29 protein-coding genes are annotated in these 25046 nt (G+C 64.8%); 10 read left to right on the plus strand and 19 right to left on the minus strand.

Annotated elements, in window-relative coordinates; translation table 11 throughout:
- Positions 1–92: 92 nt before the first annotated feature.
- The 6 genes from AIOL_RS13255 to AIOL_RS13280 all read right to left on the minus strand — a co-directional run bounded on the left by AIOL_RS13255 (position 93) and on the right by AIOL_RS13280 (position 5350).
- Positions 93–1430 carry an energy transducer TonB family protein gene (locus tag AIOL_RS13255; RefSeq protein ID WP_049643420.1) on the minus strand — a complete coding sequence of 446 codons (1338 nt, stop codon included), beginning with the start codon at positions 1428–1430 and terminating at the stop codon, positions 93–95.
- Complete coding sequence (locus tag AIOL_RS13260; protein ID WP_049643421.1) at positions 1427–1813, minus strand: ExbD/TolR family protein; 387 nt, start codon at positions 1811–1813, stop codon at positions 1427–1429. Before AIOL_RS13260 ends, AIOL_RS13255 begins: the two co-directional genes overlap by 4 nt.
- On the minus strand, positions 1810–2202 hold the full coding sequence (locus AIOL_RS13265) for a biopolymer transporter ExbD (protein WP_235439016.1): 393 nt from the start codon (positions 2200–2202) through the stop codon (positions 1810–1812). The genes AIOL_RS13260 and AIOL_RS13265 overlap by 4 nt, the downstream gene beginning before the upstream one ends.
- Positions 2186–2839 carry a MotA/TolQ/ExbB proton channel family protein gene (locus AIOL_RS13270; RefSeq protein WP_049643422.1) on the minus strand — a complete coding sequence of 218 codons (654 nt, stop codon included), beginning with the start codon at positions 2837–2839 and terminating at the stop codon, positions 2186–2188. Before AIOL_RS13270 ends, AIOL_RS13265 begins: the two co-directional genes overlap by 17 nt.
- Before the next feature lie 4 nt (positions 2840–2843).
- On the minus strand, positions 2844–3266 hold the full coding sequence (locus AIOL_RS13275) for a hypothetical protein (protein WP_049643423.1): 423 nt from the start codon (positions 3264–3266) through the stop codon (positions 2844–2846).
- A gap of 113 nt (positions 3267–3379) precedes the next feature.
- Positions 3380–5350 carry a TonB-dependent receptor plug domain-containing protein gene (locus AIOL_RS13280; protein WP_049645437.1) on the minus strand — a complete coding sequence of 657 codons (1971 nt, stop codon included), beginning with the start codon at positions 5348–5350 and terminating at the stop codon, positions 3380–3382.
- Positions 5351–5548: 198 nt separating this feature from the next.
- Between AIOL_RS13280 and AIOL_RS13285 the strand changes: the two genes are divergently transcribed.
- Genes AIOL_RS13285 through AIOL_RS13300 form a run of 4 tightly spaced genes read left to right on the plus strand, consistent with a single transcriptional unit; the run spans position 5549 to position 9279 of the window.
- Positions 5549–6592: a hemin-degrading factor gene (locus AIOL_RS13285; protein WP_049643424.1), complete on the plus strand. Its 1044-nt coding sequence runs from the start codon at positions 5549–5551 to the stop codon at positions 6590–6592.
- Entirely contained in the window at positions 6592–7428 is an 837-nt protein-coding gene (locus tag AIOL_RS13290; RefSeq protein ID WP_049643425.1) for a heme/hemin ABC transporter substrate-binding protein, read from the plus strand. Before AIOL_RS13285 ends, AIOL_RS13290 begins: the two co-directional genes overlap by 1 nt.
- A gap of 19 nt (positions 7429–7447) precedes the next feature.
- Positions 7448–8509, plus strand: a complete 1062-nt coding sequence (locus AIOL_RS13295; protein ID WP_235439017.1) for a FecCD family ABC transporter permease — start codon at positions 7448–7450, stop codon at positions 8507–8509.
- A complete protein-coding gene (locus AIOL_RS13300; RefSeq protein ID WP_053101270.1) occupies positions 8506–9279 on the plus strand; it encodes a heme ABC transporter ATP-binding protein in 774 nt (257 codons plus the stop codon). The genes AIOL_RS13295 and AIOL_RS13300 overlap by 4 nt, the downstream gene beginning before the upstream one ends.
- 96 nt (positions 9280–9375) lie before the next feature.
- Here AIOL_RS13300 and AIOL_RS13305 read toward each other — a convergent pair whose 3' ends face one another.
- The 8 genes from AIOL_RS13305 to AIOL_RS13340 are packed head-to-tail and all read right to left on the minus strand — an operon-like array spanning position 9376 to position 16407.
- Complete coding sequence (locus AIOL_RS13305; protein ID WP_049643428.1) at positions 9376–10272, minus strand: DMT family transporter; 897 nt, start codon at positions 10270–10272, stop codon at positions 9376–9378.
- Positions 10269–11063: an ABC transporter permease gene (locus AIOL_RS13310; RefSeq protein ID WP_053101271.1), complete on the minus strand. Its 795-nt coding sequence runs from the start codon at positions 11061–11063 to the stop codon at positions 10269–10271. The genes AIOL_RS13305 and AIOL_RS13310 overlap by 4 nt, the downstream gene beginning before the upstream one ends.
- Entirely contained in the window at positions 11056–11994 is a 939-nt protein-coding gene (locus AIOL_RS13315) for an ABC transporter permease (protein WP_049643430.1), read from the minus strand. Before AIOL_RS13315 ends, AIOL_RS13310 begins: the two co-directional genes overlap by 8 nt.
- Positions 11991–12674 carry an ABC transporter ATP-binding protein gene (locus AIOL_RS13320; protein WP_235439019.1) on the minus strand — a complete coding sequence of 228 codons (684 nt, stop codon included), beginning with the start codon at positions 12672–12674 and terminating at the stop codon, positions 11991–11993. The genes AIOL_RS13315 and AIOL_RS13320 overlap by 4 nt, the downstream gene beginning before the upstream one ends.
- 35 nt (positions 12675–12709) lie before the next feature.
- Positions 12710–13393: an ATP-binding cassette domain-containing protein gene (locus tag AIOL_RS13325; RefSeq protein ID WP_049643432.1), complete on the minus strand. Its 684-nt coding sequence runs from the start codon at positions 13391–13393 to the stop codon at positions 12710–12712.
- Positions 13390–14913 (minus strand): ABC transporter substrate-binding protein, encoded by a 1524-nt coding sequence (locus AIOL_RS13330; RefSeq protein WP_049643433.1) that lies wholly within the window; start codon positions 14911–14913, stop codon positions 13390–13392. The genes AIOL_RS13325 and AIOL_RS13330 overlap by 4 nt, the downstream gene beginning before the upstream one ends.
- A gap of 10 nt (positions 14914–14923) precedes the next feature.
- Positions 14924–15196, minus strand: a complete 273-nt coding sequence (locus tag AIOL_RS13335; protein WP_152912525.1) for a DUF6525 family protein — start codon at positions 15194–15196, stop codon at positions 14924–14926.
- Entirely contained in the window at positions 15193–16407 is a 1215-nt protein-coding gene (locus AIOL_RS13340; protein WP_049645438.1) for a GTP-binding protein, read from the minus strand. Before AIOL_RS13340 ends, AIOL_RS13335 begins: the two co-directional genes overlap by 4 nt.
- A gap of 104 nt (positions 16408–16511) precedes the next feature.
- On the opposite strand from AIOL_RS13340, the gene AIOL_RS13345 reads away from it, so the two are divergent.
- Complete coding sequence (locus tag AIOL_RS13345; protein ID WP_082152581.1) at positions 16512–16982, plus strand: RrF2 family transcriptional regulator; 471 nt, start codon at positions 16512–16514, stop codon at positions 16980–16982.
- Between the two features lie 52 nt (positions 16983–17034).
- On the opposite strand, the gene AIOL_RS13350 is transcribed toward AIOL_RS13345, so the two are convergent.
- Positions 17035–17256: a Hint domain-containing protein gene (locus AIOL_RS13350; RefSeq protein ID WP_049643435.1), complete on the minus strand. Its 222-nt coding sequence runs from the start codon at positions 17254–17256 to the stop codon at positions 17035–17037.
- 68 nt (positions 17257–17324) lie between these two features.
- Here AIOL_RS13350 and AIOL_RS13355 point away from each other — a divergent pair, with 68 nt between their 5' ends.
- Genes AIOL_RS13355 through AIOL_RS13375 form a run of 5 tightly spaced genes read left to right on the plus strand, consistent with a single transcriptional unit; the run spans position 17325 to position 21678 of the window.
- Complete coding sequence (locus AIOL_RS13355; RefSeq protein WP_049643436.1) at positions 17325–18191, plus strand: PhnD/SsuA/transferrin family substrate-binding protein; 867 nt, start codon at positions 17325–17327, stop codon at positions 18189–18191.
- Positions 18184–18999, plus strand: a complete 816-nt coding sequence (locus AIOL_RS13360) for a phosphonate ABC transporter ATP-binding protein (RefSeq protein ID WP_235439021.1) — start codon at positions 18184–18186, stop codon at positions 18997–18999. The genes AIOL_RS13355 and AIOL_RS13360 overlap by 8 nt, the downstream gene beginning before the upstream one ends.
- Positions 18992–19798: a phosphonate ABC transporter, permease protein PhnE gene (gene phnE / locus AIOL_RS13365; RefSeq protein ID WP_049643437.1), complete on the plus strand. Its 807-nt coding sequence runs from the start codon at positions 18992–18994 to the stop codon at positions 19796–19798. The genes AIOL_RS13360 and phnE (AIOL_RS13365) overlap by 8 nt, the downstream gene beginning before the upstream one ends.
- On the plus strand, positions 19795–20457 hold the full coding sequence (locus AIOL_RS13370; protein ID WP_049643438.1) for a class I SAM-dependent methyltransferase: 663 nt from the start codon (positions 19795–19797) through the stop codon (positions 20455–20457). The genes phnE (AIOL_RS13365) and AIOL_RS13370 overlap by 4 nt, the downstream gene beginning before the upstream one ends.
- A 3-nt stretch (positions 20458–20460) precedes the next feature.
- Positions 20461–21678, plus strand: a complete 1218-nt coding sequence (locus tag AIOL_RS13375) for an alpha-D-ribose 1-methylphosphonate 5-triphosphate diphosphatase (protein ID WP_049643439.1) — start codon at positions 20461–20463, stop codon at positions 21676–21678.
- 198 nt (positions 21679–21876) lie between these two features.
- On the opposite strand, the gene AIOL_RS13380 is transcribed toward AIOL_RS13375, so the two are convergent.
- Genes AIOL_RS13380 through phnE (AIOL_RS13395) form a run of 4 tightly spaced genes read right to left on the minus strand, consistent with a single transcriptional unit; the run spans position 21877 to position 25037 of the window.
- Complete coding sequence (locus tag AIOL_RS13380) at positions 21877–22629, minus strand: Stf0 family sulfotransferase (protein WP_082152583.1); 753 nt, start codon at positions 22627–22629, stop codon at positions 21877–21879.
- Complete coding sequence (locus AIOL_RS13385) at positions 22622–23221, minus strand: DapH/DapD/GlmU-related protein (protein WP_235439022.1); 600 nt, start codon at positions 23219–23221, stop codon at positions 22622–22624. The genes AIOL_RS13380 and AIOL_RS13385 overlap by 8 nt, the downstream gene beginning before the upstream one ends.
- A gap of 23 nt (positions 23222–23244) precedes the next feature.
- A complete protein-coding gene (gene phnE, locus AIOL_RS13390) occupies positions 23245–24069 on the minus strand; it encodes a phosphonate ABC transporter, permease protein PhnE (protein ID WP_235439024.1) in 825 nt (274 codons plus the stop codon).
- 29 nt (positions 24070–24098) lie between these two features.
- Positions 24099–25037: a phosphonate ABC transporter, permease protein PhnE gene (phnE, locus tag AIOL_RS13395; RefSeq protein ID WP_049643443.1), complete on the minus strand. Its 939-nt coding sequence runs from the start codon at positions 25035–25037 to the stop codon at positions 24099–24101.
- Positions 25038–25046 lie beyond the last annotated feature (9 nt).

The raw sequence follows: 25046 nt of genomic DNA on the forward strand, positions 1-25046 counted from the left end.
AGCCACGCGGGCATTGCAAGGAAATTCCTATGCAAAACGCGCCGATATGCCGAGACGCATTTGTGAGGCGCGCCGTTGTTGCTGAAACCGGGCTAACGCCCCTTTACCCGGATCGAGTAGCTGCGCTGCGCGCCCGGTGGCGGCTTTGGGCAGGGCCCCGCGCGGCGGATGGCGCGCATGGCGGCATTGTCCAGCGCCGCCGAGCCCGAGCTGCGCGCCACAAACACCACGGCCACGCCGCCGCCGTCGCTGATCTTGAACCCGATCTCCGCCGTGCCGCGGAAGTTGCCCTTGGCCCGCGCCGCGCGAGACACGCAGCGCAGTAACTTACCGGGGTAATTCGACACGGCAGCGTTGCCTGGTTTTGCGGGGTTGGTGGTGGTGCTCCTCCCGGCGGAGGTGTTCTTGCTCTCGGCGCTGCCGGTCGAGGACCCCGCGACGGCACGGGTGGCGCTGTTGCCGGCGGGCGCGGGTTTTGGTTTGCTTTTGGGCTTGGGCGGTGCTTTTGCGACCTCTGGGGCCTCGACCCTCTGCGGACGGACCGACGGCTTGGGAGAACGCAAGACGGCGGCCTCGGTATCGTCCTCGGCAACCGATGTCTCGGTGACGGTGCTGGACGCGGCGACATCTTCTGGCTGGACCGGTGACGTCTGCGAGACCGGCTTGGCGACGGTCACAGGCACAGGAGAGGCGGCGGCGACCACGGCGGGTGCGGCCAAGGCAGGCGTTACAGAAGCGGTTGTGACCTGCTTGGGAGAGGCCTCTTGCAGCTTAGCCGTGACGGTCTCTGTTGGTAGCGCGACAGCGGTTGCGGCGGCCGTTATGGTAGCGCTTGGCGACACACTGACCGTGGTCGCGGCACTGCGGGCAAGGGCGACGCCAGCGTCCACGCTTGTGGTGCTTACTTCAACGGGCACGGACACTTGGCTGGCATATGTGGTGTCGGCGTCGGTCGGGACGGGCTCGACGGGCTCCACAGGTTCGACGGGCGCAGCAGGGATCGCCTCGGGGCTTGGGGTCTGCGCAGGATCGGGCGGATTGGCGGCCGCGTTCTCGACTGCCTCCCGAGCGGTGGTTTCGTCAACCTGCGCGCGATGTTTGACGCTTTCGTCGGTTGTCGCGCGCGTCGTTTCCGTGGGGACGATCGGCGCCGGTTCGGTGACCTCTGGAGCGTCAGCGGTTTCGGTCTCGGTTCTGGGCTCGAGCGGTTCCGGTTTCTCAACGGTCTCCGCCACGTCGTCTACCGCAACAGGGGTCGGCACGCCCTCGACCAAATCCGCGAATGCATTGCCAAGCCGCGCCACGGCGCCCGCGCCGCCGCCCTGGATCTGTATCGGCTCGGGCTCGAAGAAGGCATAGATGCCCCCCAGGTGCAGCCCGGCCGCGGCGGTGAGGGCGAGGCAGGCAACGCTGCGCGACGCGGCGATCACTGCAGCGCCCTTTCGGTGACGATCATGACCGAGCCCGCGCCGCTGCGACGCAGGTCTTGCGCGACACGCAGCAGATCGGCAGCGGGCAGCGCGCGGTCGGGCACGATGCGCACGGCGGCGCCGTTAAGTCCGGGGCGGGACGCGAGGAATTCGGACGCATCCCTCACCGCGGCGCCCCGATAGGTCAGGCGCATATCCGCATGCACGACCAGAGCGTCCGGCGGCTCGCGCCCCTCCAGGTCCTGCGTCTCCACCAGCGCCAACTCAGAATCCAGCGGCGGCGCGATTGTGCCCACCACCATGAAGAACACTAGCATCAGAAAGACCACGTTGATCAGGGCAATTGTGGGCTCGCGCTTGGGCTTTGTCGCGGCTTGTCTCAAGTCGGCGCCATAACGTTGACGAGCAGCCCATCGATCTTGCGCAGCGCGACAAGGAGGTCGGTTAGGCGCTGCGCGGTCGCGGCCTGGCTGACCTGCACCAGCACCAGCGTCGGCTCCGCGGCGCGCTCGTTCAGGGTTACCGCGACCTGCGCCAGCGCCAGCTCTTGCCCGTCGAGGCGCAGCCGCGCCTCGTCCAGCTCAAGGAATGCGATCTTGGGCGCTTCCCCCTCTGCCGCCCCGCCCGCGCTTGCCGCCGCAAGCTCGACCTCGGCGAATTTCGAGAAGGTCGAGCTGAGCATGAAGAAGAGCAGCAGCAAAAAGATGACATCGATCAGCGATGTCATCGAAAGCGCGCGGCGCCGGGCCGGGCGGCTAAGCCGCACGGGCATCGCCCACCGAGGCGGGGCGCAAAGCGACGGCGATCAGACGGTCGCCCAGCACGCGCTCGGCCTGCATCCGGCTTTCGAGCCAAGACAGCACCAGCGATGTCGGCATCGCGACCGCCAGCCCGACGGCGGTGGTCAAGAGCGCCACCCAGATGCCGCCCGCAAGGATCGACGGGTCGACCTGTGCGCCCGCGCCTTGCAGCGATTGGAACGCCTCGATCATGCCCAGAACGGTGCCGAACAGGCCCAGCAAGGGCGCAAGCTGCGCCACCGAATCGAGGAAGCGAAAGCTGCGCTCGAGCTTGGCAAAGCGGGTGTCCGCCTCGGCCATAAGGCGATCCGAGAGCCCCTCGGGCGCCGCGCTCTGGGCGATGGCCAGAGCGAAGACCGGCGCGAGGTAGCTGCGGCTCTTGGCCAATGCGGCCTTGGCCGCGTCGGCCTCGCCGCGGTCCCAATGCTCCAACGCCAGGGTCAGCGCTCTATGCCGGCCCACCGCCGCGCGCTGGAACTGCCAGAGCTTGTAGAGGACCACCGCCAGCGTCAGCACGGACACCGCCGCGAGCACCGCCACCACCGGGCCGCCCAAATCCACGAGCTGCAAGAGCGGCCCGATGAGCGATTGCCAATCGACATTCCCCATTGGCTCAGCCGATCAATTCAGCGTCGGTGCGGCTGCCGAGCTTCAATGGCCCGGTGCAGATCATGGGGTCCACGCCCGCGCCGTCGCATGCGCTGGGGCCGTTGATCAGCACCCGGCCGATATTGCCGCAGTCCAGCCCGGGGATGTCGAACTGGCGCACCCGCGGCGGCCCGCTGGGCACCGCGCCGAAGTCAAAAAGTGTCAGCCGCTCCACGCGGCCCGACGCGTCAAAGAGCACGGTTTCATAAACCAGCTTATCCAGCGGCGTCTCGTGGCTGTTCACAACCACGAAGGTCAGGCGGCAGGAGCCCTCGCCCGGGTCCAGCGCGTTCAGTTCCAGCTCGATTTGCGCTTGCGTGTCATCGGCCTTGGCGGCGAGGGGCGCAAGCATCATAGCTGCGATAAGGACGGAGGGTCTCAGGCGCATGGCGGCTTCATTCCGTTGCTAGGGTTGGAAGACAAAGGCAGCGAGGTTTCCCCCGCTGCCAAGTTGACCATGAGAAGGTTCTTCGAGAGGGAACTCATGGTCTTTTTCGACGCTTAGAACGTCTTCATTACGGTGACTACGAAGGTACGGCCCGGCGCGTTGCGCGAGGAAAGCCCAGGCCTGTAATCGCGGTCCAACACATTCTCGATGCCAAAGCGGAACTCGGCGCCTTCAAGCGGCCCCTCCTGCGGTGCCCAGGTGGTGCGCAGGTTGTGCACCGAATAGCCTGGAATATGGTCGCGACCGAAGTCGATCGAAGCGGCGACCACCGCCTCCCAGCTGGCATCCCAGCCGTTCTCGAACTTGCGGCCCAAGGTCAGCTGCACGCTGTCGGCCGGGCTTTGCCTCCAGCGACGTTCTACTGAGGCTCGCGTGGTCTCGGCGCCGTTCGAGAAGTTGGCGTTCAGGTCGACATATGTGCCACTATCCGCGGCATAGGAGACTTCCACTTCGACGCCGCGCATGTCGACCTCTTGGATATGCTGAGCGACGGAAAAGCCGCGATAAGAGGTGACGTCCCAGAGCCGTGTGTCATAGGCGTTGACCTTGGCGGCCAAGCCGTTGCCGTTATCAAAGGAGAAGCCCAACTCAACGGACCGGGATTTCTCGCTTTGCTCCATCAGCTGCACGTTGCCCAGGTCATCGATGATCGGCAGGTTCTCGGTATAGGCGGCAGAGCCGAAGACCGAGAAGCCACTCGCAAAGTTGTACTTGGCCGAGATGCCACCCACCAGCGCGTCGTTCTCAAACGTGCCGTCGTTGGGCGCGGTGGAGCCCACGATCCGCGACGTCTCGTAGCGCAGGGCGGGCGTCAGCTCGAAATTGCCAAAGCTCATATCGTCCACGGCAAAGACCGCAAAACGGTTATCCGTACCGCCGGGGGCCGAGCTGGCGTCCAGCCGCACCTTGCGGATCGCCTCGGCACCGATCCGCAGATCGTGATCCACATTGCCCGTGGTGAAGAACATGTTGTTCTTCACGGTCAGCTTGGTGGTCCGGTAGCGGTGATCCGCGTTCACCAGCGGGACAACCCGGGGCGACGTCTGACCGCTGACGCCGATGCTGTCTATCTGTTGATCCGCGTGGGTCAGGTCCACCTCAAGGTCGATCAGGTCGTTATCCGCCGGGTTGTAGCGATAGCTCAGCACCGCCGTTTTGGTCTGCGTGTCCCGGTCGACATTTCCGAAAACACCCGCCGTGGTCATGAACGTATCATAGGGCACATCGCGGTCCTGCGCGGAGGTGTCGGAGTAGCTGAACACTAGCCGGTGCGCGTCCCCGTCCCCGAAAGTGTAGGCGCCCTTCACCAGGTAGGACGGCAGCGCCACGGAGCTGTTGCCAATCGTGTTGCCGCCGCCATCGGTCGCATCGTTGCTCTCGCGGTAGGCGTAGTTGGCCAGGAACTCTAGGTTATTGTCAGGCTGCCAAGCGATGATCGAGGACGTTGCGGCGCCCTGGTCGTTGGTGTCGTATTGCAGGGTCTGGTTGAAGCGGAACCCGATCTCGCCCCCGGTGAAGTCAGAGGCGTCCTTGGTCTCCAACTGAACGAGCCCGCCGATCACGCCCGTGCCATACTCAAAGCCGCCGACGGAGCCGCGCGTCACGGTCACGGATTTGTAAAGCGCGGGGTCGGTGAATAGCTGCGTTCCGATCCGGTAGATTTCCTCGGCGCCAGTTGTGGCCCCGTCCACCAGGATAAGGACCTTCTGGTCCGATCCGAACGTGCTATTCGCCCCAAAGCCGCGGATGTTGATGCCCGAGCCCTGCGGAGTGGAACCATTCACCAGGGTGACCCCCGGAACCGAATCCACCAGCTCGGCGATGGTGTCTGCTTGCCTGTCGTTCAGCTCTTTCTGGTCGACCACGGTCACCGGCACGGCGGTGTCGGTTTGCACATCCCGCCGGCTTTCGCCCAGTATGATCGTGCCAAGGTCAACGCTCTGCGCCGACACAAGCGGCGCAGCCGCAACGAGCGCCACAACGGACGCTCCGGACAGCCAGGCTGCCCTTCCTAGTTTAGTCATCTGTTTCCCCATCCAAGATGAATGCGCCAAGAGCTTGCTTCAGGCTTGCGACGGCGAGTTTTTTTGAGTGTTGCCTCCTTGCGCGGAGGGCCGAATGCTGCGATAGGGTACCCGACCAAAACAGTCAAGATAATTTTGCCCACGCAGCCAGCCACTTAGATGGCAGCCACGGTCCGGCCCAAACTCGGAAATGCAGCCATGAAACTGACCGCGGCAGACATACGCGCCCTGCGCGCAGACGATCCGAAATCCCGAGAGCGGGACTTCGCAGAGAAGCACAAACTTAGCGAGGCGCAGCTTCTGGCGGCCTATACCGGGCACGGCGTGACCCGCATTAAGTCCGATATCGACAAGCTGATGGCCGTGGCCGAGGGGCTTGGCGAGGTCATGGCCCTGACCCGCAACGCGTCCTGCGTGCACGAGAAGGTCGGGCGCTATGGCAACTACCGCGGCGGCGGCCATGCGGCGATGGTGTTCAATCGCGAGATCGACCTGCGCATGTTCCCCAGCCATTGGCAGCACGCCTTCATGGTGGAAAAACAGCTCGACAACGGGATGCGCCGCTCGATCCAGGTCTTCGATGCCGCCGGCGACGCGGTGCACAAGATCTTCCTGCGCGAGAGCTCGGATCTCAATGTATGGAAAAGCGCCCAGGTGGCCCTGTCCACGGACGTGCAGAGCCCCGAGCTGTCCGTCGAGCCCCGCGTTCCCACCGAGCCCGCCAAATACGCCCCCGAGAATGTCGAGAACCTGCGCGAGCGCTGGTCGCGGATGACCGACTCGCATCAGTTCATGATGTTCTCCAAGAAGCTGGGCATGAACCGGCTCGGCGCCTACCGCTGCGTGGGCGAGCCCTGGACGCGGCGCCTGCGGCCCGAGGCGATAAACCAGGCCCTGACCCTTGCGGCCCAGGACGGGATCCAGGTGATGGTCTTCGTCGGCAACCGCGGCTGCATCCAGATCCACTCTGGCCCGGTGCAGAACCTGCGCAGCATGGGGCCCTGGCAGAACGTGCTGGATCCGGGGTTCGATTTGCACCTGCGGCTGGATCACATCGCCGAGGTCTGGTCCGCCACCAAGCCATCCGCCAAGGGCGATGTCGTCTCGGTCGAGGCCTTCGACAAGGACGGCATGCTGATCGCGATGATGTTCGGCACCGGCCCCGAATGGGACGTCAACGATCGCCCGCGCTGGGACGCGATGGTGGCTGAGCTTCCCGGCCTGCAAGAGGAGATGGCCTGATGCGGGGCGCCTTCCTTGCGGGCCTGGCGGCCCTGCTGGTCACGCCCGCCCTTGCCGAGGGTGAACGGATCGTAAGCGTCGGCGGCTCGCTGACCGAGATCATCTATGCCCTGGGCGCAGGCGACCGGGTGATCGCGCGCGACACCACATCCAGCTACCCCGCCGAGGTGGCCGACCTGCCAAATGTGGGCTACATCCGCAATGTCGCCGCCGAGGGCGTCCTGTCGGTGAACCCCGACATGATCATCGCCGAGCACGACCTGGGCCCCAAGGAAACGGTGGCGCTGCTCGAGGCCGCCGAAATCCCCCTGATCATCATCCCCGAGTCGCCAACCGCGCAGGGCCTGGCCGATAAGATCAACGCCGTCGGCCTGGCCCTGGGCGAAGAGGAAAAGGCCGCCGCCATGGCCGCCGACGCGCAGGCGCGCGTTGAGGCCGCCTTTGAAAAGGCGACCAGCCACGGACAAGCGCCCAAGCGGGTGATGTTCATCCTTTCCCTGCAGAACGGGCGGGCCTTCGCCTCGGGGGCCGACACGACTGCGGACGCGATGATCAAGCTCGCGGGCGGGATCAACGCCCTGGGCAGCTTCACCGGATACAAGCCGCTGAACAGCGAAGCGATCAGCCAAGCCAAGCCCGATGCGATTCTGATGATCTCGCGCGACAATAACCACGGCGCCAGCAACGAAGAGCTTTTTGCGGTGCCGGGCATGACGCTGACGCCAGCCTTCGACACCGGCAGCGTGATCCGCATGGATGGGCTCTACCTTCTTGGCTTTGGTCCGCGCACGCCTGACGCGATCGAGGACCTCGCCGACGCGCTGTATGGCGGCTGACATGGCGGCGTCCGATCAAATGCGAGCGGCGGTTGGCCTGGCCTCGCCGCGCCGCAGCAAGGCGCTGGCCCTGCGGTCGGTGCTGCTTGTGATCCTCGGCGTTGCGGTGGTGGCGAGCCTCACCATCGGGGCAACGGGCATCTCTTTGTGGGAGGTGCTGTGGAAGCTGCTGACGGGCCAAGAGCTAAGCCGCTTAGAGCGCACGGTGCTTTGGGACATCCGCGCGCCGCGCACCTTCATGGGGATGCTGGTCGGCGCTTCGTTGGCGGTGTCCGGCGCGGTGATGCAGGGCCTCTTTCGCAACCCATTGGCGGATCCCGGGCTATTGGGCGTAAGCTCTGGGGCCGGGCTTGGCGCGATCTTTGTGATCGTCGTCTCCGGGGCGGTGCTGCCGCCCGCGGTGCTCGAGTTCTTCGGCTATGCCATGCTGCCCTTGGCGGCGTTTGTGGGCGCCTGGGCGGTGATGATCGCGCTTTACGCGTTGGCGACCCGCGCGGGGCGCACCTCGGTGGCCACAATGCTGCTGGGCGGGATCGGGATCGCAGCACTTTCGGGCGCGTTGTCGGGGATCATGGTCTATATGGCCGATGACATCCAACTGCGAGAGCTGACCTTCTGGGGCATGGGCGCCTTGACGGGGGCGACCTGGTCCAAGCTCTTGGTCGCCGCCCCGGTCATGGGGCTTGCGACGCTGGCGGCCCTGTCGCTGGGCCAGGGGCTGAACGGTCTGAGCATGGGCGAGGCCACGGCGCATCACATCGGTATCGACGTGCAGCGCCTAAAGCGCAGGTCGATTCTGTCGGTCTCGGCCATGACCGGCGCCGCGGTGGCGGTCTCTGGAGGCATTGGTTTTGTCGGAATCATCGTGCCGCATCTCTTGCGCCTGGCGGTGGGGCCGGATCACCGCACGCTGTTGCTGAACGCGGCGATCATGGGCGCGGCGCTGCTGCTGTTCGCCGATATCGTGTCCCGCGTCATCGTGGCCCCGTCGGAGCTGCCCATCGGCATCGTGATGGCGGTGATCGGCGGGCCGGTCTTCCTGTGGATCCTGCTGCGGCGCCGCGGGGTGGTGGACCTATGAGCTTTATGGCGAGTGGCATTCGCGTCTCCTACGGTCGCAAGGAGGTCCTGCACGGCGTGGATTTCGTCGCGCAGCCCGGCGAGGTGACGGCTATCATTGGCCCCAACGGGTCTGGCAAGTCTACTTTGATGAAGGCGCTGACGGCAGAGCTGCGCTACACCGGGCAGGTCACTCTGGAGGGCGACGACATCCAGGACGTCCCTGCCCCGCTGCTGGCGGGGCGCCGGGCGGTGCTGCCACAATCGGTGTCGCTAACCTTCCCCTTCACCGCGCGCGAGGTGGTCGAGATCGGCCTGAGCGCGGGCATCTCCGGCGATCGCAGCGAGGTGGTTCTGCAGGCGCTGGCCCGCGTGGGCCTGGCCGATCACGCCGACAGCTTCTATCAAGAGCTCTCGGGCGGTCAGCAGCAGCGCGTGCAATGCGCGCGCGTGCTGGCGCAGGTCTGGCAGCCGGTGGTGAATGGCGTGCCGCGATGGCTGTTGCTAGACGAGCCGGTCTCGAGCCTGGATATCGCGCACCAGGTGGCGATCATGGATATCGCCGCGCAATACGCATCCGAGGGCGGCGGCGTGATCGCGGTGATGCATGACCTGAACCTCACCGCGCATTACGCCAATGCCGCCTGCCTCATTCACCAGGGGCGCGTGGTGCGGCGCGGCAAGATCGCGGATGTCTTGGAACCGGACCTGCTGTCCGAGATTTATCACTGCACCCTGCGCGCGGTCCCGAACGGAGGCTCCGCGCCGCTGTTGAGCCCTGTGCTCAGCTAGGGGCCCGCAACCGACGGCGCGGTCTTGCCGGCGCGATGGATGGGGTGATGCAGCAATCTTCGGAGGGGTTTGGGCGCAACCCAAGCCCCTCTCCGCTCATGCTGGTCGGGTTGGGCTTCGCGTCTTCTCTGCCGCCGCCGTGAACGCGCCTAGCATGATCAAAGGCAGCGCCAGCAGGAAACTTGTTGAAAGCGAGAGCCGGAAGATCAAAAGGTCCGCCAGGATCGGCCAAAGCAAGGCTATGTATTCGAACGGGGCCAGCCGGGTGGCCTCGGCGTAGCGGAACGCCAGGGTCATGGCGATATGCGCAAAGCCCCCGAAGAGACCCGCGAACACCAGCAAAAGAAGCGTCCCGCTGCTTGGCATGACCCAGCCCCATGGCAGCGTCGCAAGCGCGCCGAGCATTGACGCAAGAACGAAGTAAAGCGCAATCGCGCCCGGGCTTTCGGTGCGGTTGAGGCTGCGCACCATGATCAGCGCAAGCGCCGTCAGCGCGGCAGAGAGCAACCCCAGCAAGAGGCCAGCAAAGCGCATGCCCGAGGCGCCATCCGCGCCCAGTTCGGGCCAGACCATGACCACGACCCCGGCAAAGCCCAAGGCCAGCCCGCCAACGCGCCAGACCGTCAGACGCTCGCCCAGCAACGCGACCGCGGCGATGGCCATCAGGATGGGAGAGAGCTGCGCGATCAAGATCGCCTCTGCCAAGTTCAGACGCGCGATGGCGGCGAATGAGGCGAAAAGCGCCAGCGCCCCAAAGCTCGCGCGGAGCAGGTGGCCCATCGGGCGTTTGGTGGCCAGCCCCTGCGGGAACTCCCCGCGGAGCCAAAGGAAAAGGATCAGCGGGATCACGGCGAAGGCCGATCTGAAAAAGACGATCTCGCCCAGAGGTACGTCCGCACTCACGGCCTTGACGCAAACCAACATCGACGCCATCAGCACGCCGGACAGGACGCGCAACCCGATGCCAAGGCCTGGACGATCCATGGCGGTCATCCCCGGTCCTCCTGCTTAGCCAGGGCATCGCGCAGGGCGTCCCCGGACAGATTGATGGCCAGCACGCAGATGACAATCGCCAGGCCCGGCCAGATCATCTGAAGCGGCGTCGAGCGCATATGGATGCGCGCATCCAGCAGCATCGTGCCCCATTCCGGCATGGGGGGCTGCACGCCAAAGCCAAGAAACCCCAGCGCGGATATGCCAAGGATGGCCCGCGCGAACATGCCCGTCCACACAACGGTCAGCGAGGGCAGCAGGGACGGCAGGTAGTGCCAGCGCGCGATGGCCCATGGCGATAGGCCCGCCAGACGCGCCTGGATGACATAGCCGCGCGTCTTGAGCGACAGCCCGATCCCCCGCGCCACCCGGGCATAGCGCATCCAGCTTGTCACGGTCAGCGCGAAGATCAGGCTGCCGGTGCTGGCCCCCAGCAATCCGGCAATCACAACCGAGGCGACAAGCTCTGGGAAGGCCAGGAATGTGTCCGTGACACGCATCACGGCCCAATCGGTCGCCCTGCCCCCAAGCGCGGCGAGCAGGCCCACCAAACTGCCGATCACCAACCCGGTGACCGAGATCAAGAAGGCGAGCCCCAGCGACCAGCGCGCGCCGTGCAGGAGCCGTGACAGGATATCGCGCCCTATTGCGTCGGTCCCCAGCCAATGCGCGGCGCTAGGTGCGCTCAGCCGGTTCGGGATGTCGATCTGCGTGGGATCATAGGGGGCGAGCATCGGCCCCAGCGTGGCCAGTCCGACAAAGACGCATATCAGGGTGATGACGCTACGCATCGCGCTCTCCGATCCGGGGGTCGAGGAGGCGATAGAACAGGTCGATCAGCAGGTTGACCACGACGAACACCCCAGCCGTGACCAACACCACCGCCTGCACCTTGGGGAAGTCGCGCGCGCCGATGGCGCTCACCAGAAAGCTGGCAAGGCCGGGGCGCGCAAAGATCACCTCGACCACGACGATGCCTTCGAGCAGGAAGGCCAGTTCAAGGCCAAACACCGTCACAAAGGGCACGGCGGCATGCGGTGCGACATGGTCGCGCTCGATGTCACGGCCCGCCACGCCGCGCCGGCGGAACGCGGGCAGGAAAGGCTGCTCGCGCGCCTCCAGAATGCCCGACCGCAGGATACGGGTCAGCGAGGCCGCAACCCCCAATCCCAGCGTCAGCGCCGGCAGAATGATATGCGCATGGGTTCGCGCCCCCATGGCCGGCAGCCAGCCCAGCTGAACCGCGAAGAGCAGGATCAGCAAGAGACCCAGCCAGAACGCCGGAATAGCAACCCCGATGGACGCCAAAGCCACGGCGCCGCGATCCAACCAACTGCCCGGGCGGCGCGTGGCCACAAGCGCAAGGGGCACGGACAGCAACACGCCGACAAGCAGAGCCGACAGCGCCAGCGGAACCGTGTAAGATATCGCCGTCAAGAGTTCCGGCCAGACGTCCCGCCCGGTGACTGATGACCGCCCAAAATCGCCCATCAGCAGCGGCGTGATCCATGCCTTGAACGCGGGCCAAAACCCTGCGTCCAGCCCCGCCTCGGCCCGCACCACATCGATCACATCCGCGGGAACCACCGCATTGTAGCGGGCCATGGCGATGGCCAGCGCGGGATCGCCGGGCGCGTGCCAGAGCAGGACAAAGGTCACCAGCGCGGCCCCGACCAGCACGACAACCGCGCGCAGCAGCAGGTTCGCAAGGATGCCGATCACGAGACGCGCTCCAATGCGCCAAGAGCGAAGGCCGCATCGCGCAGCGTTTGGCCATATTCGGATTGCGGGGCGTCAACAACGTCGCGCGCCGGCCCCAGCTCTTCGATCCGTCCGGCGCGCAGCACGGCGATGTCGTCCGCGAATGCGGCGGCGTAGCCCAGGTCATGGGTCACGATCAACGCGGCAAAGCCTTCCTCGCGCTGCAACTGCGCAATCAGGCGGGCGGTGTGTTTTTGTGTGACCGCGTCCAGCGCCGACAAGGGCTCGTCAAACAGAACCAATGGCGGGGCGGCGATCAAGGCCCGCAGAATGCCCGCGCGCTGCGCTTGGCCAACGGAGACGTCCTGCGGCCGGCGGTCCAGCATATCGGGCGCGATCTCAAGACCGGCGCAAAGCGTGTTTAGGCGGTCATGGTCAAGGCCTGCGCCGCGCGCCGCCAGCGGCTCCAACACCGAGCGGCGCAGGGCCAGGCGCGGATTGAAGGCGCTGCGCGGCTCTTGCATCACAAGCGCGGGCCTGCACTGACGCACAGGCGCACCCTTCCATGTCACCTCTCCGGCATGACAGGGCACCAGCCCAAGGATCGCATTAATAAGCGTCGATTTCCCCGCCCCGCTTTCGCCGACGACGGCAAGCGTTTTGCCCGCTGCCAGCGAGAGCGACACATCATCCAGGGTCACGGCAGAACCGCGCCTAACAGTCACGTGATCCACCCTCAGCATGGCAGTTCCAACCAGCTGCGATGCGCGCAGAGCGCCTTGGCGGCCGGGGTTGCCGGTGCCGAAAGGAACTGCTCGGTTGGCGCGTCCTCGACGATGCGGCCTTCATCCATGACCAGCAGGCGCCCCACACGGCGGGCCGCGAGGCCAAGGTCGTGGGTGATCAGCAAAAGCGCGGTGTCCCGGTCGGCAAGGTAGGCCTCCAGCAGCTCCATCGTGCCCGCCGCGACCACCGGGTCCAGCGCCGAGGTCGGCTCGTCCATCACCAGAAGATCTGGGGTGCCAATCAGAGCCATCGCAATGACAAAGCGCTGCTGCATACCGCGGCTCCAGCCCCAGGGGCGTTTGCGCAGATCCCCGCCTGAGATGTGCAGGGCCCGGAAGAGCGATTGCTGGCGATCAGGGTCTGGCGATAGGTCCAGCGCCCGCTCGGCCTCGTGCCAATGAAACGCCATGGACCGAAGCGGATCGAGCGCCTCGTCCGGGCTTTGCGGGACATGGGCCACGCTTTGGCCCTGGGCGCGCAGCGCATCTATCAGCACATGGCCGAGCGTCGATTTGCCGGAGCCTGACGCACCAACAAGCCCGACGCGTTCGCCGGGCCTGATCTCAACATCAGTCGAGTGTAGTATGGTGCGGCCTGAGCGTGTCGCGCTCAGGCCGTTCGCGAAGATCGTCACTCGGTCATTTTCGTCTCATGGGTGAGCCAATAGGTCTCGGTCGGATGCACTGCATAGCCGGTCAAGCCCGCCCGTGCCACATTCGTCTGACTGACATGGAAGACCGGGATCATGGCCGCGTCCGCCGCGATGATCTCTTGCACGCGATCATAGATCGCCTCGCGCCCGCTTTGCTCAAAGGTCGTGCGACCGTCCGCCAGCAGCTGGTCCAGCTCTGGGTTCGAGTAGCCGCCCGTGTTGGATCCGCCGGTGGATTTCAGCAGCGTCTCCAAGACCGCGCCGGGGTCGCCCTGTGGGGTGGTCACCCACGCCTGCAGGAACATATCAGCATCCCCCGCCGCAATGGCGTCGTTGCTGGCCCCGTATTCGCCAACGCTGACATTGGCCTTCACGCCGATGGCTTGCAAGAACGCCTGGGTCAGTTCGGCCGTGGGCGGCAGGGCAGCGCGCGAAGAATATGTCACGATGTCAATCTCAAGCGGCGCGCCGTTCAGCATCCACGTGCCACCTTCTTTGACGGCACCTGCTTGGGCGAGCAACTCCTCGGCCAGAGCGGGGTCATAGACCGGAGCAATATCCGCAGCCCAGCCCATGCCAGCAGGATACACCGTACCAGCCGGTACGCCGCCCACACCGGACAGTGCCGCTTGCACGATGCCGTCGCGATCAATGGCGGCGGATACCGCGCGCCGGATCAGCGGATTTGCCATCGGGCCGCTGGCTGCGTTGACCGTGTAGAAATAGAGCCGCGCCGTTGGGGCCGCAAAGCCAATCGCTCCGGTTTCCTGAATGCGCGCGAAATCCGTCTCTGGGTAGTTGATCACCATATCAACCTCGCCCGCCTCAAACGCCAGCGCAGATGCGCCGGGATCGGGGATGCCGACAACGCGGACCTCTTCGAACCCGGGGGCGCCGAGGCGGTATTCGGTGTTCGCGGCGACCCGGTAGAGCTGGTCCGGGATCGCCTCTTGGAACATGTAGGGCCCGGTTCCGTTGATCGGGAAGTCATCCGATGCGGCCCCCAGAATGGCAATGCCCGGCTCTGACAGCGTCCATGGGAAGGCGGCGTTGGGCGCGTTCGTCGAGAACACCACAACCCGGTCGCCATCCGCCGATACGGAGGCCAGGTCGAGCAGGTTCGCGATGCGGGCGTTGTAGCCGGGGTGGCCCTCAACAGAGATCGGCGTGATCGCGTCCACCACGGCCTGCGCCGTCACCGGCGCCCCATCGTGAAAGCTCAGCCCCTCACGCAATGTCACCCGCCAGGTGGTGGGAGCGGCCTGGTCGATACTTGCGGCCAGACGGGGGTAGAGGTTCAGCTCGTAGTCGATCCCCATCAGGGTCTCGGTTACGCCGGTCTGGTTCAACATCCAGCCGTTATAGCCTGCCCGCGGGTCCGGGATGGGATCACTGGAGATAAAGCCCACAGAGATATTGAGCGTGCCGTCCTGCGCCGCAGCAGGCAGCGCGGTGGAAAACGAAAGCATAGCGGCAGCCGCGAACCGTGTCATGAATGACATGGGATAGTCCTTATTTTGTTGGGTGGGTAGATTGGCCCTTCGCGCGCTTGTCGCGCGCGAGCGCGTTGGTTTCGGCGCGGCTTAACAGGGCGAGCGCCTCGTCGTGGTCGAGGCCTTTTGCCTGCGCCCGCGCCCAGATCTTGCGGGCAGAGGTAGGCGACCATGGCAAGGCGGCCTGCGACAACCACCGGCGCAGCGGCGTCGGCAGAGCATCATAGGTCCGCATAGGGTCAGCGGCCCGGCGTTTGCGGCGCAGCCTGATTTCACCAAGATTATGGGTCACGCCGCGTTCTCCACCTGCCGCCAGCCGGGGAACGGGTCGGGCAGGTCCAGCGGCAGCGCCTCCGGCCCGGCGGCCAGAGCGGCGGGCACAAGGCAGCCGTCCAGCGTGGATCTCAGCGCAGCCCAGTCGATCCCGGCACCGATAAAGACCAGCTCCTGGCGCCGGTCGCCCCATGGCTCTGACCAATGCTGTTTGATGTAGTCAGATTCCAGCACATGCTGTGGCCAGCGCTCCTGGGGGACATTCGCCCACCATGTCCCGATGGGCTTGACGCTGGACAGCGCGCCGGCAAGCGAGAACTCCGCCACCCATTCGGGGCGCGTCGCCAGCCAGAAATGCCCCTTGGCCCGGATGACGCCCGGCAGGTCGCCGTTCAGGACCTCTTGGATTCTCTCGGGGATGAACGGCTGCCGCGCGCGGTAGACATATGAGGCGACGCCGTATTCCTCGGTCTCGGGCACGTGGTCGGCGAAGCCGTAAAGCTCCTTGGCCCACATCGGGTGCTCATGCGCCTGGTAGAAGTCAAAAAGCCCGGTGTCGAGGATCTTGTCCGCCGCGACCGCGGAGTGGTTGGTCTCGATGATCTCGGCATCGGCGTTCAGGCTGCGGATGATCTTGCGCGCCGAGTCGACCTTGTCCGGCCCGGCGGCCGCGACCTTGTTCAGGATCACCACGTCGGCGAACTCGATCTGGTCGGTCAGCAGGTGCACCAGGGTGCGCTCGTCCTCGTCGCCCATGGTCTCGCCCCGGTCGCGCAGGAAGTCGTGAGAGGCGTAGTCGTTCAGCAGGTTCGCCGCGTCCACGACGGTGACCATGGTGTCCAGCCGCGCCACATCGGACAGGCTGTCACCGAACTCGTCGCGGAAATCGAACGTCGCCGCCACGGGGAGCGGCTCTGAGATGCCGGTGGATTCGATCAGCAAGTAGTCAAAGCGCCGCTCCGTGGCCAGCCGGCGCACCTCGTCCAGCAGGTCGTCGCGCAGGGTGCAGCAGATGCAGCCGTTGGACATCTCGACCAGGGTCTCATCGGTGCGGCTCAGCTCGGTATCCGCCCGCACCAGATCCGCGTCGATATTCACCTCGGACATGTCGTTGACGATCACCGCAACGCGACGCCCGTCGCGGTTGTTCAGCACCCTGTTGAGCAGCGTGGTCTTCCCCGCGCCCAAAAACCCAGAGAGGACGGTAACAGGAAGGCGTGTGTCTGACACGGTTTGTTCCACTCGTTGCTCTGCAAGTCAGGTAACTTACTCGGTTACTAGATTGATGCAACATGAAATGTTACACATGCCTCCAACTTGGAGAATACTTGCCTATGAAACGCAACTCGCGCCTGTCGCTTGCCCTCCACACCCTTGGCCATATGGCGGGCGACCCAGACCGCATTCGCACATCGGCGGATATTGCGGAGCATGCCGGGACGAACCCGGTCGTCGTCAGGCGCGTCTTGGGCAAGCTGCGGGAGGCTGGGTTGCTGATCTCTGAGAAAGGACATGCCGGCGGCTGGCGGCTGGCGCGCGGGCCCGAGCAGATTACGCTGGCGGATGTCTATCTCGCCCTTGATGAGCGCCTGGTCGCCGGCGGCGCGGAAGAGGAAGATGCGCCCTCCTGCTCAATCGAGCACGCCTTGCAAAGAAAGGTCGCATCCGTTCTGGAGGAGGTCGAGCGCGGCTTGATAGAGCGGCTCGCCGTCACGACAATCGCCGAAGTGCGCGAAGCCAACGACATGGCGCACAGCCCAGAGCGGGTCGCGCCGCTCATCAGCAAGCCGTCGCGACCCTTGTAGCGGCAACTCCTCTAGCGCGCCCTTTAGGCGGTCAACGAGTGCCCGTGCTTGGCTAGGATGCACGCCGCAATGCGGCCGTCTCGGTTTCCACATGGTAATAGGTGAAGCCATCCAGCGGCATCTTGGCGACTTGCGTAATCGTGGTGCCGTTGTCCAAAGCCATCGCGTTGATCAGCACCCCGTCGATCTCAACCGCGTGGTCAGGAGAGACGTAAAGGTCGCGCGACGGCACTTTCAAGAAGTGTCTATCCACCATCTGAATCCAGAACTTCATGCGCCTGTCACGCGCACGTCACAGACGCCTCCCAATCATTCGGATGAATTTCAATGAGGGAGAATACCATGAAGTTCCGTTCGATCATCGCCGCCGCTGCGGTATTGCTTTCCGCCGCCGCCTCGCAGGCCGAAACCTGGAGGCTCGCCGTGACCGACGTTGAGGGCATGGAGCGCCTGCAACTTGAGTGGGGGCCCTTCAAAGAGGCTCTGGAGGCGGCAACCGGCGAGAGCTTTGAGTTCTTCGCCGTCAATTCACGGACCGCCGCCGCAGAGGCCCTGCGCGGCAAGACCGTTGATTTCGTTGTCTCCGGCCCGGCCGAGTATGTTGTGATCAACAAGCTGACCCAGGCCACGCCGATTGTGGGCCTTGGGCGCCCCGACTATCACTGCGCCATCGTTGTGCGCGCTGATAGCGGCATCAACACCGTGGCCGACCTCAAGGGAAAGAAAGTGGCCTTTGGCGATATCGGGTCGACGTCGAACATGCTCTGCCCGATGCAGGTCCTGGCCGATTACGGCCTGGACCCGGTCAACGACATCGAGAAGACCCATACCAGCCGCAACATCGCCCATGAGGCGCTTAAGAACGGCGATGTGCATGCCCTGGGCTCCAACGCCACCTCTTGGCTGCGGGTGCGCAACAAAGAGACCGCCCTGCCCTACGGCTTCTTCAAGATCCTGGCCCGCTCGGGCGATCTGCCCAACGACATGATCATGGTGGGCGCGCATGTGCCGGCCGAGGCCGCCGAGATGGTGCAGGCTGCGATCATCGACAACAAAGCCTCGATCATCGCGGGCATCACCGCCCATGAAGAGAACGCCAAATATGGCGGCATGGATCTGGTCGAGATCGAGGACAGCGCCTATGACTACGTGCGCGCGATGTACTCGAATGCGGGCTATCCCCAGTTCGACAACTTCATCGGTGACTGATGTGACAGCGCAGGCGCAGGCAAAGCCTACGCTGGTCATCGCCGGGGCGGAGCCATCCGCCTCGGTTCTGCCTGCCGATATCCGCGTGTCGGGCCTGGCCAAGACCTTTGGCGGCGCGAAGATCTTCGCTGACGTGTCCTTCGCCCTGCCGCGCGGCGAGGCCACCGCCATCGTGGGCGCGAACGGGACCGGCAAGTCCACCCTGCTGCGCTGCCTTATCGGGCTGATCCAGGCGGACGCCGGATCGGTGCAGGTGCTGGGCACCGAGGTGGTGGGCGGGACAAGTCCCGCCCTACGGGCGATGCGCGCCCAGATGGGGCTGGTGAGCCAGAAGCACAACCTTGTTCCGCGCCTCTCGGTCCTGTCGAATGTGGTGCAGGGCCTCTTGGGGAAACATCCCGGCATCCGTCATTGGAGCCAATCCTTTGCCCCCGCCACGTCCCGCGAAGCGGCGATAACCGCCCTGGAGAAGGTTGGGCTTGCCCATCTGGCGAGCCGCCGCGCCGACCGGTTGTCGGGCGGGCAGTCTCAGCGCGTGGCGATTGCCCGCGCCTTGGTGGGGCGCCCGAACATCTTGATCGCCGACGAGCCGACCGCGTCGCTGGACCCCGCCGCAGGCGAGGACGTGATGGAGCTGTTCTTTTCGCTGGCCCGCCAAGAGGGCGTCACCGTGATCTTCATCTCTCACAATATCGACCACGCGCTGGAGTACGGCGACCGCATCCTCGGGCTCGCCGATGGGACGATGCAGCTGGACACGCGGGCCAGTACCCTGAGCGTGAAAGACCTGCGGGGGCTCTATGACTGATCTATCGCCCCCCGCGCGGTACGAACGCCCGTCGGCCCTGGCCTTCCTGGGCTATGCCGGAGCCGTTGTGATCATCCTGTGGTCCTTCGCCGGAGCCGGGTTCTCCGTCGACAAGGTGATCTCTTCGCCGCCGCGCTTTGCCGACTTCCTCGACCGGGCCTTCCCGCCCAACATAGAGCCGAAGGTGCTCGTTCGGCTGGGCTGGAAGATGCTGGAGACCTTGCAGATTGCCCTGGCGGGGGCCGTCATCGGTGTGATCCTGTCGGTGCCCATCGCCCTTCTGGCCGCGCGCGGCCTGATCGCGGGGCATTGGGTGAACCAGATTACCCGCACAGTCCTAAGCTTCATCCGCGCCGTGCCTGACATCGCCTGGGCGCTGGTGTTCGTCGTGGCTGTGGGGCTGGGCCCCTTTGCGGGGATGCTGGCCATTGCCATTGACACTATCGGGTTCTGCGGCCGCTTCTTTGCCGATGACATGGAGGCCGCCGAGAAGGGACCGGCAGAGAGCCTGACCGCCACCGGCGCCCGCAAGCTGGACGTGGTGGCCTGCGCCACGATCCCTGCGGCGATGCCCGCCTTTATCTCGACCTCGCTGTTTGCCACCGAGAAGGCCGTGCGGTCCTCGACCATCCTGGGCCTTGTCGGCGCGGGGGGCATCGGGATCGAATTGAAGGTGGGCTTTGACCTTTTCGACTACCCAACGGCCATGACCGTGATCCTGATGATCGCCGTCGTGGTCATCGCCATCGAGCAACTGTCGGGCTGGGCCCGCACCAAGATCATCGGAGAGCAGCGATGAAGACCGACACCGCGCATGAATACTGGAACGGCACATGGTCCGATGAGGAAAGGCGTGCGAAATGGGAAACCCCCGACCCGCGCATCGTCGCCTATGCGCGGAGCCTACCGCCGAACAGACGCGTCCTTGACCTGGGCTGCGGAGTGGGGCGCCACGCTTTGTATTACGCCGCCGCGGGCCACCAGGTCGCGGCCATAGACGCCGCCCCGGATGGGTTGGCAGAGCTTGACCAGGCGGCTGCGGCGGCGGGACTGCGCGTCGAGACCCGCCTGACCAAGATGGACGCGCTGCCCTTTGACGACCAAAGCTTTGATCACGTCCTGTCCTTCAACGTGATCTATCACGCGGACGAAGAGATCCTGTCGCGCACAATCGCCGAGATCCATCGCGTGTTGCGACCCGGTGGCAGCTATCAAGGCACGATGCTGACCCATCGCGGCCTGGCGATGACCCAGGCAGAGCTGCCCGGCGGGCGCGAGGTTTCCCGCAATACCTGGGTGTTCGAGGACGATATCGGTGATAAACGGCACCCGCATCACTTCTGCCGTGCGGCGGATATTGTGCGGCTGTTTGCGGGTTTCGAAGTCATGCTCCTTGAGGACGAGGTGCTGGACCCGGACCGCGACGGCCATTGGCACCTGATATTGGAGCGTGTCTGAAACATGACGACCCAGACTTTTACCGGCGCGACCGTCTATTTGCCGGGCGAGATCGCCGAGACGAGTGTGACCGTCTCTGAAGGGCGCATCGCCGAGATTGGCGGGCCCACGCAGGGCGACACGATAGACGGTCGTGGGCTGATCCTGGCCCCGGCCCTGATCGATGTGCATGGCGACGCGTTCGAGCGCCAGGTCATGCCGCGTCCGGGCGTGTTCTTCCCCATAGAGACCGCCGTTCTAGAGACCGACCGGCAATTGGCCGCGAACGGCATCGCCACAACCTATCATTCGATCACGTTGAGCTATGAACCCGGCCTGCGCTCGGTCGAGCGGGCCCGGGTGATGATGCAGGCGATCCAGGATCTTGCGCCGCGCTTGACGGTAGAGAACCGCATTCAGCTGCGCTGGGAGACCTTCGCCTTTGAAGCCTTGGACCTGCTTGACTGGGCGATGGACGCGCCGCTGAAACCGTCCTTGGCCTTCAACGACCATCTGAGCATGGCGATGCGCAGCGCCGATACCGTCATGCAAGACCGACTGTTCGAGCACAACCCGGGATTTGCGGCGATGGACCTGGCGGACGCCGCCCTTTTTGAGAAGCGCTATCGCAAGCACACGGAACGTTCTGGGCTCGACTATGACGACCACAAGGCGTTGGTGCACAAGGTCTGGGACCGAAGGCCGGAGGTGCTCGAAACCCTGAAGCGCGTCGCAGGCAAGGCGCGGCAAAGGGGCATCCCGATGCTCAGCCATGACGACACCCAGGCCGAAACCCGGCGTTTCTATCACGAGATTGGCGCCACCACCTCGGAATTCCCGATGACCATGGGCCCGGTGGAGCAAGCCCGCAAGGCGGGCGATATGATCATCTTTGGTTCGCCCAACGCGGTGCGCGGGGGCAGCCATATCGGATCGTTGGGGGCGGCGGATATGGTCGAGGCCGGGCTCTGTGACGCGTTGGCCTCGGATTACTACTACCCCGCGATGCTGGCGGCAGTGGACCGACTCGACCGAGAGAGGCGCGCTGATCGCCTGGCGCTTTGGTCGCAGGTGTCCTCTGGCCCAGCAAAGGCCATGCGCCTGACGGATCGCGGCGACATCGCGGTCGGCAAACGCGCTGATCTGGTGCTGGTGGATTGGCCAGACGGGCACGCGCCCGCCGTCAGAGCCACCTATTCGGCGGGGCGCTGCGCCTACGCCGCCCTGCCTTCAGCCGCTTAAAGGATATCCCGCCATGACAGCTCTTAAGATCGGCGCCGGGAGGGGGCGAGATCCATTGGCCGGAAGTGTTCCGCGCGCGGGGCCGAATGCAATTCCGAGCCTCATCTGGTGCTGGAGTTGCGCCGCAAATCCGACATCCCGGCGGGCTTCATGTATCTGCAATCGTTTGGATTGGTGTGGTGACGCAACCCGCGTGACTTAGCTGCGTATCTGAGCTGTTTGCATCCGAGTCACCCACGCCTCGGTCGCCTCATCAGAGAGCTTTTTTAGCGGCGGCGTCACCCGCTTGGAGGCGCTGGCCGGCATTCCTAGAAAATCCAAAACTTGCGTCAAAGTCGCGATTGGATCCTCCGCGAGGGTCTCGTAGTGCAAGATCAGCGGCGTGATGCCCTGGCCCGCAAACCAGTTGTTCCAGGCCGCATCATAGCCCTGCAGAATCTGCACCTGCATGGTGATCTCATCCACGTTCAAAGCGTTTGGATCGCTCGGCGGCAGGCGCTCATAATCCGAGCCATCGTGGTTCACGTGCCAAACACCCGAGGACATGGCACGGCACAGCGAGACCGCTTGGCGCAGTTTGTCATCGCGCCGCAGATAGACGAATTTGAGTGGCCCGAGTGCGCGCGTCAAACGCGTCAGGTCAATTGCTTCATCGGGGTATGTCTCCCCCAGGGCGCCGCAGAGAGCGGGAAAGCTGCTGGCCTGTTGGCGCAAGCCAAAGACCGGCGTATCACCGCGCCCCTTTGCGACCGCGGCCGCACAGATTGCCTCCATCCAACGGGTTTGGTCGTCTTGGCGCGGGACATCCAGCCCCTTGGCCCATCCGGCCATGTCGCGCGCATAGAATAGCGATTCCGGATCGCCCGCGCCGCACTCTGCCAACATCCGGCACAGGAGCGTGCTGCCGGAACGGGGAGACGTGCAGATTATGTATCCCGGTGTTTCAACCATACTTCTCTATAAACGCTTCAATCTCCAGCGCACGGATATCCGGCAGGGCGGCCTTATATTTTTCGCGCGGCCAGTCCCAGACGGCGATCTGTTGCAGCGCGTCAGCCTGCACGGGCGTGAAGCGGCGCTTGATGACGCGCGCGGGCACGCCGCCGACCACCGTGTAGGGGGCCACGTCGCGGGTCGCCACTGCGCCGGCGCCGATCACCGCGCCGGTGCCGATGCTCACACCGGCGGTCACCGTCACGCCATGGCCGATCCAGACGTCATGCCCGATGGTGACCCAATCCGCCTTGCGCCATTCAAAGAAGTCCTGGTCGTCCTCGCCCAGCCCATAGGCCTCGGCCCGGTACACGCTGTGATGCTGCACCGCCCGCCAGGTCGGGTGGTTGCCCGGGTTGATCCGCGTCGCATTCGCAATCGAGCACATCTTGCCAATGCTCGTCCATACTACATGGCAGTCCCGCGTGATGTAGGACCAATCCCCCATCGAGCCCGCCTTTAATATGGTTCCCTTGCCGACCTCGGTCCACATTCCCAGCTCGAAGTCACTGACGATGGCGTTTTCGTGGATCGTGGGGGCTTCGCTCAAGTGATGCTTGGATCCAGCGCCACTCATTTCGCCAGATCCGCCGTGCCAATCAGTTTCGTGCGGATCAGGCCCGATAGATAGTCGATCAGATAGACCATCGCGATGATCATAAAGATCATCGTCCAGGCCTGGTCCCAATGGTATGTGCTGATCCGGTCGCTGAGCAGGAACCCGATGCCGCCCGCCCCGACGATCCCCAGGATCGTGCCCGAGCGCACATTGGATTCGAAGTTGTAAAGCAGGACCGACAGATGCACGGGCAGCACCTGCGGCATGATGGCGTAGCGGATGGACTGCGCCCGCGATCCGCCAGAGGCCACCACGCCCTCGACGGGTTTCCTTGAGGTGTTCTCTAATGCCTCCGAGAAGAGCTTGGAGAACGTGCCGATCTCAGAGACCGCGATGGCCAGGATGCCCGGCAGCGGGCCCAACCCAAAGGCCCGAATGAAGATCAGCGCCAGGATCAGCGTCTCAAACGCCCGGATCACGTCATAGCCGCGCCGCGTGCCCTGGCGCAGCCAGAAGATGCGGTTGATGTTCTTGGCCCCCAGGAAGCTGAGCGGAAAGGCCACGATCGCCCCCAGAAGTGTGCCCATAAACGCCATCGCGATGGTCTCGCCCAGCGCCGTGAGGATCTCTAGCCACTCCGCCCAGGTCTGCCAGAGGTAGGGCGGGAACATGAAGGACATCACGCGGCCCAACCGGCCCAGCCCAACCCAAATGCGTTCGGGCGAAAAGTTGAAGTCATAGAGACACCAAGCGAAGAGCCCAAAGAACCCGACCCAAAGCGCGATTTTGCGCGCGCGCACCAAGGGTGGGTCGCGGAACACCAGCGGATGTGCACCCATTGCAGCGTCTATTTGGTCTTGGGATGGGGTCATGCTGCAGGCCCTTTCTCCATTCCGATAACGCGGTGACGCAGCTTCTCGCTGCCGTAGTCGATCACCATCACGGTAACGAAGATGATGATGAAGAGCGCCGAGAGGTCGGTGTATTCCTGCAAAGACAGTGCCTCGCGGAATTCCTGGCCCAGACCGCCCGCGCCCACATAGCCGATGATCGTCGACGCGCGGACGTTGATCTCGAACCGCAAGAGCGTGTAGCTGATGATGTTGGGCATCACCTGCGGCACCGCGCCATAACGGATCTGATCAAACCAGGTGCCGCCGGCGGCCTTGACGCCCTCCAGGGGGCGCATGTCTATGTTCTCGTTCACCTCGGAGTAAAGCTTGCCCAGGGCGCCGGTGGCGTGCAGCCCGATGGCCAGCACCCCGGCCATCGGCCCGACCGAGAAGCAGAAGACAAAGATCAACGCCCAGACCAGCTCTGGCACCGTCCGCGCGATCTCCAGGTAGCGGCGGCTGATCCACAGAACCCATTTGTTTGGGGCCAGGTTGCGCGCCGCGGGAAATGACAGCATGAACCCGCCAAAGACGCCCAGCGCGGTTGCCATGAAGGCGATCAGGATCGTCTCGATGAGCAGGTTCGCCCAGACCCGCCAGCGCCAGAACCACTCGGCCAGATCGGCGCCCAAGCTCTCCCAGCGCAGCACGGGGAATGTCTTTTCGATGAACTCGCCCAGCCGCGGCAGGCCCGCCGGGAGGATCCAGCGCCACTCTCGCGAGCCGTCCTGGAGCGTGAACTGCGTCACCTTGAAGAAGTCGCCAAGCCAGGCCGAGAAGGTGAACGCAGCGAGGAAAATGAGGGACGCGACCAGCCACATCGTCTTGGTGCGTCGGCGGAGCCCGGCATAGTCCAGCTCGAACTGGTCCAGCGGGCGCAGCGGCGTAACTGTCGGTTCTCCGATGGCGGTCATTGGGGATGT

This window comes from Candidatus Rhodobacter oscarellae (assembly GCF_001078595.1).
GTDB classification, from domain to species: domain Bacteria; phylum Pseudomonadota; class Alphaproteobacteria; order Rhodobacterales; family Rhodobacteraceae; genus Rhodobacter_B; species Rhodobacter_B oscarellae.